9 protein-coding genes are annotated in these 15,893 nt (G+C 68.5%); 5 read left to right on the top strand and 4 right to left on the bottom strand.

Going from position 1 to position 15,893, the window contains the following annotated elements:
- Positions 1-65 precede the first annotated feature (65 nt).
- The 4 genes from H149_RS0109495 to H149_RS0109485 form a co-directional block, all read right to left on the bottom strand.
- Positions 66-9,407, bottom strand: a complete 9,342-nt coding sequence (locus tag H149_RS0109495) for a type I polyketide synthase (protein ID WP_020649517.1) — start codon at positions 9,405-9,407, stop codon at positions 66-68.
- A 66-nt stretch (positions 9,408-9,473) separates the two neighbouring features.
- Positions 9,474-10,289 carry a sulfatase-like hydrolase/transferase gene (locus tag H149_RS0109490; protein ID WP_020649516.1) on the bottom strand — a complete coding sequence of 272 codons (816 nt, stop codon included), beginning with the start codon at positions 10,287-10,289 and terminating at the stop codon, positions 9,474-9,476.
- Between the two features lies 1 nt (position 10,290).
- Complete coding sequence (locus H149_RS23605) at positions 10,291-10,527, bottom strand: hypothetical protein (RefSeq protein ID WP_169518329.1); 237 nt, start codon at positions 10,525-10,527, stop codon at positions 10,291-10,293.
- A 385-nt stretch (positions 10,528-10,912) separates the two neighbouring features.
- Positions 10,913-11,755: a symmetrical bis(5'-nucleosyl)-tetraphosphatase gene (locus H149_RS0109485; protein ID WP_020649515.1), complete on the bottom strand. Its 843-nt coding sequence runs from the start codon at positions 11,753-11,755 to the stop codon at positions 10,913-10,915.
- Between the two features lie 275 nt (positions 11,756-12,030).
- On the opposite strand from H149_RS0109485, the gene H149_RS0109480 reads away from it, so the two are divergent.
- The 5 genes from H149_RS0109480 (at position 12,031) to H149_RS0109460 (ending at position 15,875) form a co-directional block, all read left to right on the top strand.
- Positions 12,031-12,207, top strand: a complete 177-nt coding sequence (locus tag H149_RS0109480; RefSeq protein WP_020649514.1) for a Flp family type IVb pilin — start codon at positions 12,031-12,033, stop codon at positions 12,205-12,207.
- 303 nt (positions 12,208-12,510) lie between these two features.
- The gene (locus H149_RS20445) at positions 12,511-12,948 is read left to right on the top strand and encodes a prepilin peptidase (RefSeq protein ID WP_169518328.1); all 438 of its coding nucleotides are present in this window, start codon (positions 12,511-12,513) and stop codon (positions 12,946-12,948) included.
- A gap of 12 nt (positions 12,949-12,960) precedes the next feature.
- The gene (locus H149_RS0109470) at positions 12,961-13,467 is read left to right on the top strand and encodes a TadE/TadG family type IV pilus assembly protein (RefSeq protein WP_083930901.1); all 507 of its coding nucleotides are present in this window, start codon (positions 12,961-12,963) and stop codon (positions 13,465-13,467) included.
- Between the two features lie 137 nt (positions 13,468-13,604).
- Positions 13,605-14,504, top strand: coding sequence for a Flp pilus assembly protein CpaB (cpaB, locus tag H149_RS22115; protein WP_169518327.1), 900 nt, complete (start codon positions 13,605-13,607; stop codon positions 14,502-14,504).
- A 12-nt stretch (positions 14,505-14,516) separates the two neighbouring features.
- Entirely contained in the window at positions 14,517-15,875 is a 1,359-nt protein-coding gene (locus H149_RS0109460; RefSeq protein ID WP_154654724.1) for a type II and III secretion system protein family protein, read from the top strand.
- Positions 15,876-15,893 lie beyond the last annotated feature (18 nt).

Below are 15,893 nucleotides of genomic sequence, written 5' to 3'. Positions count from 1 at the left end.
TCCAGGCCCGCCGGCATTCGCTACATGCGGCCGGCGGGCGGCGGTCCAGGCTGGCATCGGCGCGTTCAAGCGATCAGTCCCGAGATGAAGTCGCGATGGTTCGGCGCGAGCTTGTTGAGGCCGGCGCTCATCGTGCTGGTGCCGTCGACGATGGCGATGCGCACGCGGCCCTGCGCGTCGATGATGTCGACGTCGTAGGCGATCGCGTGCTCGTGCGGCGCGGGTTTGAGGCGCATCACCAGCTTCAGCGGGCCGGACAGCGGTTCGCGGCCGTAGCGCGACACGCTGCCGAAACCGGCCGGCAGCGCGCCCTTGTCCTGCTGCACGCGCGCCCACACGAACGCCAGCTGCGGCGGCACGTCCATCAGGCCCATGTCGAACACCCAGCGGCCGCCCGCGGCGCCGACGAAGCCCTCGATCTGCGAGGGTTTGACGGCGACGGCGATGCCGCCGCCGTGCAGCTTGTCGATGCGCTCGATCAGGCGGAAGCGCGGACCGTGGAACAGATGCTCGCGATAGGCGTCGGCGGCCTCGATGGCGATGCCTTCGCCCGGTAGCACCGGCGCCTGCGCCAGCGTCGCTTCCGGCAGCTCCTGCAGCAGCACGGCGGTGGCGCGGTAGAACGGCAGCTTGCGCTGCGGGTCGATGATCTCGACCGTCACCGTCTGGCCGTGCAGGTCGGAATGCGAGGACGCGCGCGCGCGCAGCTGCACGGCGCGCGAACCGCCTTCGAGCACGATGCCGTTCATCTGCCGCACGTCGCGCATGCCGACCACGTGCCAGCCCGGCCATGCCGCGCCGACGAACTGCGCCATGTACTCCAGCGCGCCGGCCGCCGGCACCACGGCCTTGCCGTCCATGCAGTGGTCGATCAGGTACGGATCGCTGGCCAGCGTGAAAACGTGGTCGAGCGTCATGTTGCCGCCCGGGCCCATGCGCAGCGCGTCGCGGATCAGCGGATAGTCGCTGCCGCCGGCGGCGGCGGCCGGCGTCGGCGCGTCGGTGCCGGCCGGCGTCGGGCCGAACAGGCGCCACGGCCCGTAGCCGGCGACGATCTCGACGTCCTGGCGCGTGCCGTAGGCGAGCTCGTCGGCGAAGAAGCGGCGGCCGGCGGCGACCGGGATCGGTTCCATGCCCTTGTCGCGGAACGCGCGCTTGACGCCGTCGCTGGCCATGCCGGCATCCCACGGTCCCCAGTTGACGGCGAACACGCGCGTCTGCGGCCAGGCGCGCGACAGCGACCAGGCGATGCGGTTCAGCGCCTCGTTGGCGGCGGCGTAGTCGCTCTGGCCGCGGTTGCCGTAGCGGCCGGCGACCGAGGTGAAGAACGACAGCCACTTCAGCGAGTCGGCCTTGAGCTTGTGCTGCAGCACGAACACCGGATCGAGCTTGGTGCCGAACACGCGCGCGAACGATTCCGGCGTCTTGTCCTTGAGCAGCTTGTCCTCGATCACGCCGGCGCCGTGGATCACCGCGTCGATGCGGCCATGGCGCGCGTAGACCTCGTCGATCACCGCGCCGAATGCCTCGGCCTGGCGCACGTCGCAGGCGAGGTATTCGACCTCGGCGCCGCGGGCGCGCAGGCGGGCGAGGTTGGCGCGGATCTCGCGCTCGACGAGGGTGGCGGCAACGGCGCGGTCGATCTCGACCGGCTTCGGCTTCTCGCCGCGCGCGATCGCCGCTTCGAGCAGCGCCTTGCGCAGCGCCGCGGCGTCGGCCAGCGCCGCGGTCGCGGGGCTTTCGGCGGCCGGCTCGGCGGTGCGGCCGAGCAGCACGTAGCGCAGGCCCGGCACGGCCAGCTCTTCGAGAATCTCGGCGGTGATGCCGCGCGCGCCGCCGGTGACGAGCAGCACCCAGCCGGCTTCCGGCTTCAGGTTCGGCGCGAAGGCGTGCTCGGTCGCCGCCTGTTCGACGGTGACGCTGCCGTAGCGCTCGCCGCCGATCCAGCCGGCTTCCGGCTGCGGGTCGTTGGCGAGCAGCTCGGCGACCAGCTCGGTGGCGATTTCGTCGTCGCTCTGGCCGTCGAAATCGACGCTGCGGATCTGCGCGTCCGGATATTCGTGGCGCAGGCAGTTGGTCAGGCCGGTCACGCCGCCGGCGATCGGCGCGCCGCTGCCGAAGGCGTCGCGGCCCAGCGTGCCGCCGAGGCGGGTGGCGGCGATCAGGCGGATCTGCGCCAGCTGCGGTTCCAGCGCCTTGGCGGCGAGGAACAGGCTGCCGACGCAGCGCGCGCCGAGCCGCTGCCAGTCGGCGGCGCTGGCGGCTTCCTCGCCGACCAGACCGTGCAGATGCAGCACGGCGCGCGCCGGCCCGTGTTCGGCCTGCGCGCCGGCGAGCGCCGCGGCGAGGCTGTCGTCGAAGGCGTCGATGAAGACCGGCGTCAGGCCGCGCGCGGTGAGGATCGTCTGCAGCGCGGTGCGCACGCCTTCGGGGCCGCCCAGCACCACGGCCAGACCCTGCAGCTCGGCGTTGCCGGCCGCCAGGGGCATGGCCTGCGACTTGATCAGATAGCGCGGGATCGTCGTCGACGGCGCTTCGACAGCGGCGTCGTCCGCCGGCACGGCGGCCAGCGGCGCTGCGGCGCCGGTGCCGGCCGACAGCTCGGCGTAGGCGGCGACGATCGCGCTCAGGCTCTTGGCCTTGGTGAAGCGCTCCATCTCCGTCTGCATGCGCGCCGCCGCCTCGGCCGTCAGCAGTTTCTGGAACGCGCCGAGGATTTCGACGCGCTTGATCGAGTCGATGCCGAGGTCGGCTTCGAGGTCGGCATCGAAGGCGAGCATGTCCTGCGGATAGCCGGTGCGTTCGGCGACGATCGCGAGCAGCTGGGCGGAGACGTCGAGGGCGACCGCTGCGGCGGTGGCGACCGCGACCGGCGTCGTCGCCGCCAGCGTCGCGGCCGCCGGTGCCGGCGCGCCGCTGCCGGCGATCGCGGCGAATTCGTCGAGGATCGCGCGCAGGCTCTTGGCCTTGGTGAAGCGTTCCATGCGGCCCTGCATCGTCTCGGCGAGCGCGGCCGGCAGCAGCTTCTGCAGCGCGCCGAGGATTTCGACGCGCTTGATCGAGTCGATGCCGAGGTCGGCTTCGAGGTCGGCGTCGAAGGCGAGCATGTCCTGCGGATAGCCGGTGCGCTCGGCGACGATTTCGAGCAGCGTGCGTTCGGCGTCGAAGCCGGCCGCCGGCGCGCTCACCGCGACGGCGACCGTCGTCGCGACGGCCGTCGCGACCGGGGCCGCGGCGAGTCCGCCGAGCGTGCGCGCTTCGGCGAGGATGGCGTTCAGCGACTTGGCCTTGGTGAAGCGCTCCATGCCGCCCTGCATCTGCGCGGCGGTTTCGGCCGGCAGCGCTTTCTGCAGTGCGCCGAGGATTTCGACGCGCTTGATCGAGTCGATGCCGAGATCGGCTTCGAGATCGGCGTCGAGCGCGAGCATGTCCTGCGGGTAGCCGGTGCGCTCGGCGACGATGCCGAGCAGCAGCGCCTGCAGATCGAGCGCCGGTGCGGCGACGGCGATGCTCGCAACGCTGAGCGCGAGTGCCGGCGCGGCGGCTGCGACGCCGGCCGGCGCGAAGGCGCGCGCCTCGGCGAGGATGGCGTTCAGCGACTTGGCCTTGGTGAAGCGTTCCATCGCCGCCTGCATGCCGCTGCCGGCGTCGCCGGGCAGCGCCTTCTGCAGCGCGCCGAGGATTTCGACGCGCTTGATCGAATCGATGCCGAGGTCGGCTTCGAGATCGGCGTCGAGCGCGAGCATGTCCTGCGGATAGCCGGTGCGTTCGGCGACGATGCCGAGCAGCAGCGCCTGCAGATCGAGCGCCGGCGCGCTCGGCGTCACGGCTGCGAGCGGCGCGACGGCGGCCGGGCTTGCCGCGCCCGCCGCCGGCAGGAAGGGCTGGGCCTCGGCGAGGATGGCGTTCAGCGACTTGGCCTTGGTGAAGCGCTCCATCGCCGCCTGCATCGCCGTGCCGGCGTCGCCGGGCAGCGCCTTCTGCAGTGCGCCGAGGATTTCGACGCGCTTGATCGAGTCGATGCCGAGATCGGCTTCGAGATCGGCTTCGAGCGCGAGCATGTCGTGCGGATAGCCGGTGCGCTCGGCGACGATGTCGAGCAGCAGCTTCTTCGCGTCGAAGGCGGGTGCCGCGACCGGCGCGCGGGTGACGACGGCGGGCGCGGCCGCGACCGGCGCGCTCGGCGGCGGCGCGAAGCTCGGCTGCGTCGGCGCGACGGCGGGGGCCGCGACGACGGGCGCCGGCGCTGCGACCGGCAGCGACGGCATCGCCGCCGGTGCGCCGCCGAGGAACTGCTGCATCACGCGTTCCTGCAGCGCGAGGAACTGGCGCATCGTCTGCTGGTAGGCCTGCATGGCCTCGTTGCCGAGCGCCGGCGGCAGCGCCGCCAGGCCCGGCGCCGCGAGCGGCGCGGCCGGCAGTGCGGTCGGGGTGGCCGGCGGCGTGCGCGCCGCGGCGAGCCGCGTGTCGCGCTCGGCCTGGGCGCGGGCCATCGCCGCGTCGGCGGCGGCCTTGTCGAGCTGCGGCTTGGCGCCGGTGCGGTACTGCGGATCGTCGAGCGGGCGCGCGCAGCCGCCGCTGACCATCCAGAAATGCTTCGGCAGCGCCTCCGGCTGCGCGCGCGCCACGAACTGCGCCGGTTCGACCGGCGCGATGTCGCGGCCGTCGAACAGGCGCGTCAGCGTCAGCGCGACGCCGGCGGCCGTCAGCTCGGCGAGGCCGAGCAGCAGGCCGCGCAGGCCGCCGCCGCTGCCGTCGAGCGAGACCGCGACGTGCGGCTTGCCGGCCAGCGTCTGGCGGACCATGTTGCTGCAGACGCCCTTCGGGCCGAGCTCGACGAACACGCGGCTGCCGGCGGCGTACATGGCCTCGATCTCGGCGACGAACTCGACGCTGCTGAGCAGGTGCGCATCGAGCTGGCGCTGCATGTCCTGCGGCTTGGCCGGGTAGGGCTGCGCCGTGCTGTTCGAGTACACCGCGAACGCCGGCCTGGCGAAGGCGGTCGCCTGGATCGCCTGCGACAGCGGCGGCTGCGCGCCGGCGACCAGTTCGGTATGGAAGGCGCCGGACACCGCCAGCAGCGTCGCGCGCATGCCGGCGGCATCGCAGGCCTTGGCGGCCGCGGCGACGGCGTCCTTGGGGCCGGAGATGACGGTCTGTTCGGGGGCGTTGTGATTGGCGACCTTGACGCCTTCGTACGCGGCGATCACCGCGGCGATCGCCTCGCGCTTGCCCTGCACCGCAGCCATGCCGCCGGGCACCGAGGACTGCGCGGCGCTGGCCATCGCCGCGCCGCGGATCGCCGACAGCTTGAGGAAGTCGGCGGCGCCGAGTACGCCGGCCGCCATCAGCGCGGCGTATTCGCCGTAGCTGTGGCCGGCCGCCGCCTGCGCCGACAGGCCCAGGCGCGCCGCCAGCCGGTGATAGCCGAGCGCGAGCGCGCCGATCGCCGGCTGCGCGATGCGCGTGTCGGTCAGCTCGGCGGTCTGGCGCCGCTCGGTTTCGGCGTCGAACGCGGCCGGTGGCAGGATCCGGCGCGACAGCAGACCCGGGATTTCATCGCGCAGCGTGCGGTCGGCAAGCTCCAGCGCCTCGCGCACCTCGTCGAAGTAGAGCGCCGCTTCGCGCCCCATGTTGACGTACTGCGCGCCCTGACCCGGGAACAGCAGCGCGACGGCCGGTGCCTCGGCCGGCGTCGCGCGGTTGAGGCGGATGTGGGCCGGCAGCGGCTTGCCTTGCGTCAGATGCGCGAGCACCGCTTCGAGGTCGGCGGCGAGGCCCTGCAGGCTGCCGGCGACGATCGCCAGCGTCAGCGCCTGGCCGCGGCGGGCGTCGGCCTCGCGCGCCAGCGCCAGCGCCAGCTCGGCGAGCGTCAGCTTGCCGCCCTGGGTGCTCAGTGCCGGCAACAGCTTGTCGATGGCCTGCTTGAGCGCCGCGTCGTCGGCGGCGCGCAGCACGCAGAGTTCCGACGACCAGCGGTTCGCGCCGCTGGCGGCGCTGCTGCCGCCGTTGGCCGGACGGTATTCCTCCAGCACGGCGTGGAAGTTGGTGCCGCCGAAGCCGAAGGCCGAGACGCCGCCGCGGCGCGGATGATCCGGATGCGCGATCCACGGCCGCGCGTCCTTGAGCAGGTACACCGCCGAGTTCGGGTCGGCGATCGTGTCGATCGGCTTGTCGACGCCGTAGTGTGCCGGCAGCACGCGGTGGTACAGCGACAGCGCGACCTTGATCAGGCCGGACACGCCGGCGCTGGCCTTGGTGTGGCCGATCAGCGTCTTCACCGAGCCGAGCGCGACGCTCTTGGCCGGCGCGTGTTCGTCGGCGAGCGCGCGCGTGATGGTCTGCGCTTCGGCGCGGTCGCCGACCGCGGTGCCGGTGCCGTGCGCTTCGGCCAGCGCCAGCGTCGCCGGCGAGAAGCCGGCCTTGGCGTAGGCGCGGCGCAGGGCGCGGATCTGGCCCTCGGGACGCGGCGCGGTGAGGCCGAGCGCCTTGCCGTCGGACGAACCGGAGGCCGCCTTGATGACGGCGTAGATGCGATCGCCGTCGCGTTCGGCATCGGCGAGCCGCTTCATGACGATGACGGCGAGACCTTCGCTGATCGTGATGCCGTCGGCGTTCTGATCGAAGGTCTTCGGCTGGCCGGTCGGCGACAGCGCCTGCGTCTTCGAGAAGCACATGAAGCCGAACGGCGACTGCACGGTGTCGACGCCGCCGGCCAGCACCATCGCGCTGCGGCCCGATTCGAGTTCGTTGACGCCGATGCTGATCGCCGCGAGCGAGGACGCGCAGGCGGCGTCGACGGTGAAGTTGATGCCGCCGAAGTCCATGCGATTGGCGACGCGGCCGGCGGCGACGTTGAGCAGCGAGCCGGAGAACGACTCTTCCGTCCACTCCGGCAGGCGTTCCCAGACCGACGGGTCTGGATTCTCGACGAAGCGCGGCAGCTCGGCGCGCACGCCGTACTGCAGGCCGAGGTCGCCGAGTCCGCCGCCGGCGCCGAGCACGATCGAGGTGTTGGCGCGGTCGTAGCCGCCGTCCGCGTAGCCGGCGTCGGCGACCGCGCGGCGCGCGACCTCCAGCGTCAGCAGCTGCATCGGGTCGATCGCCTTCATCGACTTCGGCGGGATGCCGAAGCGCATCGGGTCGAAGGCTACCTCGTCGAGGAAGCCGCCCCAGCGCGAATAGACCTTGTCGCGCGCCTTGCGGTCGCCGTCGAAATACAGCGTCCAGTCCCAGCGCGTCTTCGGCACCTCGCCGAGCGCGACGTCCTTGTGCAGCACGTGATACCAGAATTCGTCGGCGCTGCCGGCCTTCGGCAGCAGCGTGCCGATGCCGATGATGGCGACGTCGGACGGCTGGGCCTTGACGGCGCGCTCGACGCGCGCCGCCGACAGGTCTTCGAGCAGGCGCTGGCCGGCGTTGCAGACGTCGTCGTGCAGCGCTTCGACCTTGACCGGCTCGCGGCGCAGCGTCGCGACCTGGCCGATCATGTACATGCCGTCGCTGAGCTGGCGGTCGGCGCCGATCTCGACGACCTTGCCGCTGTCATCGCGATTGACGCCCTTGGAGGCGATGCGCAGGCGGCCGAGATTCAGTTCTTCGAGGATGTCGCGGATTTCCTCGGCGCTCCGGCCTTCGCGGATCAGCTGGCGGCGCTGTTCGAAGAAGTCGTGCGCGAACTGCGTGTCGGCGCAGCGCGTCGAGTGGCCGGGGCCGGTTTCGAGGTTCTTGGTGCGCTCGCAGAGCAGGGCCTGCTCCTGGAAGCCCGGCACCACCGCGCCGCTGGTCACGATTTCTTCGCTGAACAGGTAGGCGGTGCCCATCAGCGCGCCGACTTTCATGCCGCGCGCCGCGAGCGGCGCCGTCATCGCCGCGACCATCGCGCCGGAGCGCGCGTCGTGGATGCCGCCGGCGAACAGCAGATGCACGTCCTTGGCTTCGGCGGGCGGCACGTGCTCGAGCAGCACGTCGATCATTTCCTCCCACAGCGTGAAGCTGGCGAGCGGGCCGATGTGGCCGCCGCATTCGCGGCCCTCGAACACGAAGCGGCGCGCGCCCTGTTCGAGATACATCTTCAGCAGCGCCGGCGCCGGCGCGTGGATGTAGGTCTTGATGCCGCGCTTCTCGAACTCGGCGGCCTGGTCCGGGCGGCCGCCGGCGATCAGCGCGAACGGCGGCTTGCACTTCCAGATCGCTTCGCACTGTTCCTCGCGCAGCGCATGCGGAATGAAGCCGAGCATGCCGACGCCCCACGGCCGATCACCGATCGTCGCCGCGGTCTGTTCGAGCATCTCGCGCACCTGCTCGCCGCGCATCAGAGCGAGGGCGAGGAACGGCAGCGCGCCGCCCTTGGCGACTTCGACGGCGAAGGCCGGCGAATCGGAGACGCGCGTCATCGGGCCCTGCGCGAGCGGGAAGCGCGTGCCGTGCGAATCGGCGAGCGCGCCGCGTTCGGCGAGGAAGCGCAGCTCGGCGGCCTGATCGATCTGCTTGAGGCTCTCGCGGCGCACGGCCTGCACGAACTTGGCGACGTTGCCGTAGCGGCGGCGGAACGTGGCGGCGAGGCCGATGCCCTGGCCGAGCGGCAGCAGGGTCGAGCCGTCGGCGGACCAGGCGACGCGCGCGGCGGTCTGCTGGCGCCAGGCGTCGAGCGCCAGCAGGCCGCCTTCGGCCTGGCGATTGTCTTCCTCGGCGGCTTTCAGCACCGGCGAGGCGGGGCGCGCGTAGACGCGGCAGCTGGCGTCGAGCAACTCGCCGAGCAGCCTGGTTTCGGCGCCGTTGAGGCGGCCGAGTTCGTTCTGCAGCGAGATCGGCAGCGGCGATTCGGCGAGCAGCAGCAGCTGGTCGTCGTAGATCACGCCGGCGGCGCCGGCGGCGCGGCAGGCGGCAGCCGAATGCACGCCGACGCCGCCCTGCACGACGAGCGGCAGCTGCGTGCGGCCGGCCAGCTTCTGCAGCAGGATGTAGCTGGTGTACTCGCCGACCCAGCCGCCCGATTCGTGGCCGCGCGCGACGATGGCATCGCAGCCTTCGATCGCGTCGAGCTGCGCCGGATCGCTGATCTCGGCCCAGGCGCGGTCACCGGTGCGCAGGCCGGCGTCCTTGCGCAGCTTCTTGTAGCTGTCGGTTCCGGCCAGCACCACCGTCAGCGCGCGGCCGTCGGCCTGCGCCAGCAGCTTGCGGGCGAGCTTGGCGCTGTCCGGCGTGACGCGCAGGCCGATGCGCGCATCGGACGAGACGCACAACTGCACGAAGTTGCGCTGGACCAGTTCGCTGTCGCGGGCGAATTCGAGATCGAGCAGACCGATGCCGCCGGCGCGTGCGACAGCGGCGGCGATGCCGGCATGCGGCAAGTCGGCGGCCTGCAGGCCGATGACATCGAAGGTCTTGGCGGGGACAGTGGTCACGGGACCTCTCCAGCGTTTCCAGCGTTCAGTTGGGTGCTTCGCGAAAAGATGCGCAGGCGATGGCCTTCAGCGCTTCTTGCCTTCGAGGAACGGCACTTCGAGCACCTTCTCGTGCACGATCGGCCCGTGGCCGAAATAGCCGTTCTCGCCGAAGCATTCGCCATGATCGGCGGTGATGATGAAATGCGTGTTGACGGGCGCCTTGGCGATCAGCGCATCGAGCACGCCGTCGACGTACTCGACGGTCTTGATCTGCTGCTGGTGCAGGTCGCGCATCTGCTTCTCGTCGAAGAACTGGTCTTCGGTTTCCTGGCCGAGCGTGTCGTCCATGCGCTTGAACACGCCGTGCACGCCGGAGATGTGCGGCAACGACTTCGGGTCGAGCATGTACGGGTAGTGCGTCTCGCCGAGGTTCAGGAAGTGGAAGCTCGGTTCGTCCTCGTCGAACTCGATCTCCTCGACCATGCCGGCGAAATCGTTGTGGCTCGACATCAGCTTGTAGTCGTCGAAATGCCGGTTCAGGTGACTGGCCGGGTTCAGCACCGGCATCGACACGCGGCCCACCGTGCGGTAGCCCTGGTCCTGCAGCACTTTCGGCAGCGACAGATTGGGGATGAAGCTCTTGAACGACAGGCCGTCGATGCCGAGGCGGTCGACCCACTTCACGAAGTCCTTCTTGTAGACCTCGGAGGCGAACACGTGCTGCGGGCTGTCGTGCGGGACCATGCCCATCAGATAGGTGTAGTGCGAAGGGCTGGTCCAGGACGCGTACGCGAAGCGGCGCTCGCCGGCGCCGATGCGGTCCATGTTCGGGGTCTTGGCGGCGCTGTAGCTGTCGAAGCGGCAGCTGTCCATCACGATGAAAACGAGGTTGTGGCTCATGTCAGTCGGTCAGAAAGGGGAGGGGCGGCTCGGCGCCGCCATATGTCGAGAAATAGAACGAATGGTCAAATGGGAACAGCCCCAAACGGCTGAAGGCGCGGGGGAGCGAGGCGCGGGACGGACACAGGAGGCCAATGACGCCCGCCCGCGGCGACAGCGGCACATTTCCCGGCTGGTCATCGGTTCCACCCCCCCCCTCAATCTGCGCGAGCGCGAACGCCCAGGCATTGGCCCTCACCGTCTCCTCGTTGTCATGACCCCGGTCGCACCGGGGCTGGAAAGCCGGCTTACTGCGGCTCCGTTCTTTCCTTATGGCCGGTAGTGCTTAGGTACCACGCGATCGCCAATAGCAGCTATCAGAAATTTCCGGCTCTTAGCTCAGGGTTTGCAGACAGACCTTCGCGATGCATCACAAGCCGTCGGTTTATGTAGGGAAAAAGACAGCAATTGACACTTTGTGACGTTTGTCGCCGCGCGTCCAGGGCCTGCAGATTCGGTTTGAAACTGGCGGCGGTCCGGCCGACTCGGCCGTGCATCGAGCAAAATCTTTGATGCTTCCTTGCAAGGCGCATGCGCGCTCCCTCGGGAAGGACGGTTTCCGCCGCGCCGCCGTCCGTGCCGGCCTATGCCGGCGTCGGCGCGCGCTCGGCGTGCCTGGCGGCGAGAGAGAACGTCCGGCCGTCGTCGAGTCGCAATGCGGTGAGGCTGCCGCCCCAGACATATCCGGTATCCAGACCATAGACGCCGTACGCGGGCCAATGCACGGCGCCGAGCGTCGACCAGTGGCCGAAGATCAGCGTCGAGCGCCTTGTGCGGCGCGCCGGCACCGAGAACCACGGCATCAGCCCGGCCGGCGCTTCGGCCGGGCCCCGCTTGTATCGGTAATCGAAGTTCCCGTCGACGTCGCAGACGCGCGCGCGCGTCAGAATATTGACGACCGCTCGCAGCCGCTCGCTGCCGTCCAGGGTGTCGCGCCAGCGCCGTGGCTCATCGCCGTACATCTGGGCAAAAAATGCGCGATGGCGGCGCTCGTCGCGGAGCGCGGCTTCGGCTTCGCCGGCGAGCGCCAGGGTCTGCCGCTGGGTCCATTGCGGTGCGACGCCGGCGTGGATCAGCAGGACGTGGTGGTGCGGATCGCGATAGGCGAGGCGCTGGCTGCGCAGCCAGTGCAGCAGGCGCCCGGCATCCGGCGCCGCGAGCACCGCCCCGAGGCGGTCGGCCGGATCGCCGGACTCGCCTTTTTCGGCAAGCGCCAGCAAATGCAGGTCGTGATTGCCGAGCACCGTGATCGCACGCGCGCCGAGTCCGGCGACGAAGCGCAGCGTTTCGAGCGAATCCGGCCCTCTTGCAACGAGATCGCCGGTCAGCAGCAGGCGGTCGCGGTGCCGATCGAAGCGCACGAGGCCGAGCAGCTCCTGCAGGCCCTGAAAACAACCCTGGATGTCGCCGATCGCGTAGGTGGACATGTGGACGTCGTGAAAAACTTGGAAACTGCCGCCGCCTCAATGCCGTGATATGTAAGAGATTTCTTACGCAGAATGGCCGGAGGCGGGACAAACGGCGCGATTCGGCGGGACGAAGGAAATTTAACCGATGAACGGTACTGAAGGAGCCGTCAACGCGCTTTGACGGTGGAGAGGGCGAAACTCATAGTACCGCCACGGTCGGTGGTGACCGGGGAAAGCGGGACCAGGAAAGTCCCGACTTCGGGTTCAGGAAGCGGTTCTCAGGAGCGAAACCAATGTTGAACAAGATGATGAATTTTCTGCGCGACGAAGAAGGTGCGAGCGCGGTCGAGTACGGCCTGATCGTCGGCCTGATCGCAATTGCGATCGTCGTCATTCTGGGCACGACCGGTACGAGCCTGAAGGATTTGTTCACGATCGTGGAAGGAAAAATCCCGAAGGCTGCGGGCTAGGCTCTTCAAGTTCCTCAGAGCGATGGGAAAGCGCGCGAGGTGCGCTAGTGTCGGAGGCCCCGGAGTTCCTGGGGCTTCCGATGACCTCAGCGTTGGGCTTTATGGGGCTGTGATGCGTAGTAGCCACTGCAATGTTGGTGTGTTGTAAGTGTGCTCAAGGCTAACCACCGCCGTGATAAGTGCCGCCATTTAATCTGCTAGGGATTTGATCGCGCGCGAACGGATCGTGCGACGGCTCCGGGCGTTAAGAGCTGTGCTGGCAAACGGTGGCGGGAGGGCATGGACTGGCCCAGAGGATATGGAATGGCTGCTGCGTTGCTGGGAGCTTGGGTTACCGTTATCGCATGGTACGACCTTAGGCAGCGGCGAGTCCCGAACGTTTTGCTGATTTTGATGGCAGTTCCCGCGTTCTTGGCATTGATTGTCAACGGTACGGGATTGTTGGGCGAGCGCTGGGGCAGCAGTGTCGGCGGCATGGCTTTGGGGTTTGCTCTGACGATTCCTGGCTATGCGCTGCATCGCTTCGGAGCCGGTGACGTCAAGTTCGCCGCGATGCTGGGTTTGTTTCTTGGCGCCGAGCGGGGATTCGAAATGGTGCTCGGCGCCTCGATTCTGATGGGCGTGACGGCACTCGCTTTGCTTGCCCTTCGTCGGCAGTTGCAGGCGCGCTTTCCGGCAGCGCCGATGCTGAGCGCGGCTTTCGTGGTTGAAATGCTGTGGGGGCCGCTGCTACTGCGATAGCGGAAAAGATCAATGCACAACAAGAACAAATCAGTGCGATGCGGGCGTCGCGAATCCGGTGCCGCCGCCATCGAGTTCGCGTTCGTTTTTCCACTGTTGCTAACGCTGGTCTATTGCGTCATCGTTTACGGCTACCTGTTCGTCGTGCTGCAGTCGATCGAATTCGCGGCGCACAGGGGTATCGAGGCGGCGGTGGCTGTGGATCCAGCTTCCACCGATGCGGCGACGCAGCGACAGCAGCAGGCGATATTGGCGGTCAATTGCTCACTGCAGTGGCTGACTGGCAGCTGCTCGTCGACTATTGCTAGCGGCGGGCGCGTCGTGCCGCAGTATTCACTGTGCTCGGGGACAGGGACGACCTCCTGCCCGTCGGGATATGGGCTCGTGACTGTTACGTACAAGCTCAACAATGGCGGCAGCTGGTTGTTCCCGAAGCTGGTCGATTTGCCGATGGTCGGCACGATTCCGCCGATGCCGGAAACAATGGTGGCGACCGCCATCGCTAAACTCGAACCATGAATGACAGGGTCGCGCGGCCATCCCGCTGATGGCCGCGCGGTCGAAGCTTTGCAGTCGGTGACAGGACGCCACCGGTTCGGTGGGGAAGGGGATTGAAGATGAGCAGTACCGCTTTGAAGATTTTCGCGGCGGTTTCCGTGCTGGCGGCCATCATCCTGGCAGCTGTCGGCTACCGCATGAGCCGCGAATACGCGCAGAAGTCCGAATCGGCGCAGCAACAGGTCAAGCAGCAGGAAGCCGAACAGACGCTCGCCGTGGTCGCGGTCAAGCCGCTCGAGGCTTACAAGCCGATCGCGCGCGACGCCGTGGCGCTGGTTCCGGTCTCGGTCAAGCCGGCCGATCCGTTCACGACGATCGACGAGGTGGTCGGCAAGCAGCCGCTCGTCGACGTCGACGCCGGTGCCCCGGTCACGCGTCGCTATTTCCGCGAGGGCAATCTGCTCGCCCGCGCCATCCCTGCGGGCTTCCAGGCGGTGTCGATTTCGGTCACCGACGTACTGGCGGTCGGCGGATTCCTGCGGCCGGGCGATATCGTCGACATCCTGATCTACCTGCGCGGATCCGACGGCATCGACAAGCCTCAGTCCCGCGTGCTGCTGAAGGACGTCCGCGTGCTCGCCTATCTGGAGCAGGTCGTCGATCGTCCCGAGGGCGTGCAGGACGACCAGCAGCGCCAGCAGCAGCGTCAGCAGCGCACGGCGGTCCTGGCGATTGCCGACAAGGACACGACCAAGCTGATGCTCGGCGCGAGCCTGGGTGAACTGCGGCTGGCGCTGCATGGCCAGAGCGACGAAACCGCAGTCGAGGGCACTGACGTCGCGGCGGCGCCCGAGGGCGCGGTGCCTGAGACGGCCGCGGTTGCTGCGCCCATTGCAGCCCCGCCTGCTGCAGTCCCGGCTGCTGCCAAGCCGTCGCCGGAAAAGGTCATCACGGCCGAGGAGCTGGGACGCGTCAAGCCGCCGCCGCGTTCGGCTGTGCCGGTGACGCGCGTCGAGATCATTCGTGGCAACGATCGTAGCGCCGTGACGACGAAGTAAGGACGAGCCCCCATGAACAACAAACAAGCGCTTCGTACGATGAATTCCCGTTTCGGTTTCGTGCTGCTGCAAGTCCTGCTGTTGCTCGGCGCCTGGTTGGGCAGCGTGCCGAGTCGGGCCGACGACACCGTGCCCGGCGCGGTGGTCATCGTCGAACAGGGCACGCACAAGCTGATGCGCGCCAATGCCGATGTCACGCGGGTCGCGGTCGGCAATCCGGCGACTGCGGACGTCAGCGTCGTCAACCGCCGCGATCTGTTGCTGAATGGCAAGGCGGTCGGCATCACCAGCCTGATGATCTGGGTGAAGGGTTCGACGCAGCCGCGCCAGTACATCGTCCGCGTGCAGCTGCCGACCGACCCGCTGAAGGCCAACGTGCAGGATCCGGAGCTCGGTAACGCCGTCGTCGATCCGGGTCGTGGCGTCGAAGGCAAGTTGCCGAATCTGCTGGCTCACCGTCGCGCCCAGCTCGGCGCTTCCGCGCAGAAAGAAGGTGCGATTACCGATCGCAGCAGCATCGAGCTCGAGTCGCAGGTGCTGACCGAGGTCAAGATCGCCGAGGTGAGCCGTACGACCGCGCAGCAATATGGTCTTGGTCTCGGGTATTCGGGGAAGCGGCACAACGGCAGCGAATGGAGTTTCGACGCGCCGCAGACTTCGAGTTCGGCGCTAGAAAACGCGTTCAACCTGGTTTTTACGCGCACTTTTGACAACGGTAAGCAGGAGATTAAGAGCACTCTGAATTTGCTGGAGAGCAAGGGGCTGGCACACGTGCTGGCGGAGCCCAGCTTGCTGGCCACTAGCGGACAGACTGCGAGCTATCTTGCTGGCGGCGAATTTCCGGTGCCGGTGAGCCAGGGTGGGGGCGGGTCGGCGACCAACTCGGCGATCACCGTGCAGTACAAGGAGTTTGGCGTGCGACTGTCCCTGACGCCGACAGTACTGGCGCGTGATCGCATTGCGCTGAAGGTTGCGCCGGAAGTTAGCGATCTCGATTTCTCGGCGGGCATTACGGTTGCAGGCGTGTCGGTGCCGGCATTGAAGGTGAGGCGTACGGATACGTCCATCGAACTGGGCGACGGCGAGACTTTCATCATTTCGGGCTTGGTTAGCAGCAACCTGACGGACAACGTCGACAAGTTTCCGTGGCTCGGTGATATCCCGGTGCTTGGTGCGTTCTTCAAGTCGACAACCCTGGACCGCACCGACAAGGAGCTGATCATGGTCGTGACCCCGCATCTGGTGCGTCCGGTTGCCAAGGGGGTTGCGCTGCCGAAGCTGCCGGGCGATCAGTTCAACGGCAAGACGCCGAATCCGGCTTACAGCATTTTCTTCGAGCGCGGCGAGTTTGATTCCGGCTTCAGCCGCTGATGAAACATCAGCGGCTAG

It is taken from the genome of Solimonas variicoloris DSM 15731, from assembly GCF_000382285.1.
Taxonomy (GTDB): Bacteria; Pseudomonadota; Gammaproteobacteria; order Nevskiales; family Nevskiaceae; genus Solimonas; species Solimonas variicoloris.
This window is presented reverse-complemented; position numbering and strand designations above follow the sequence as displayed.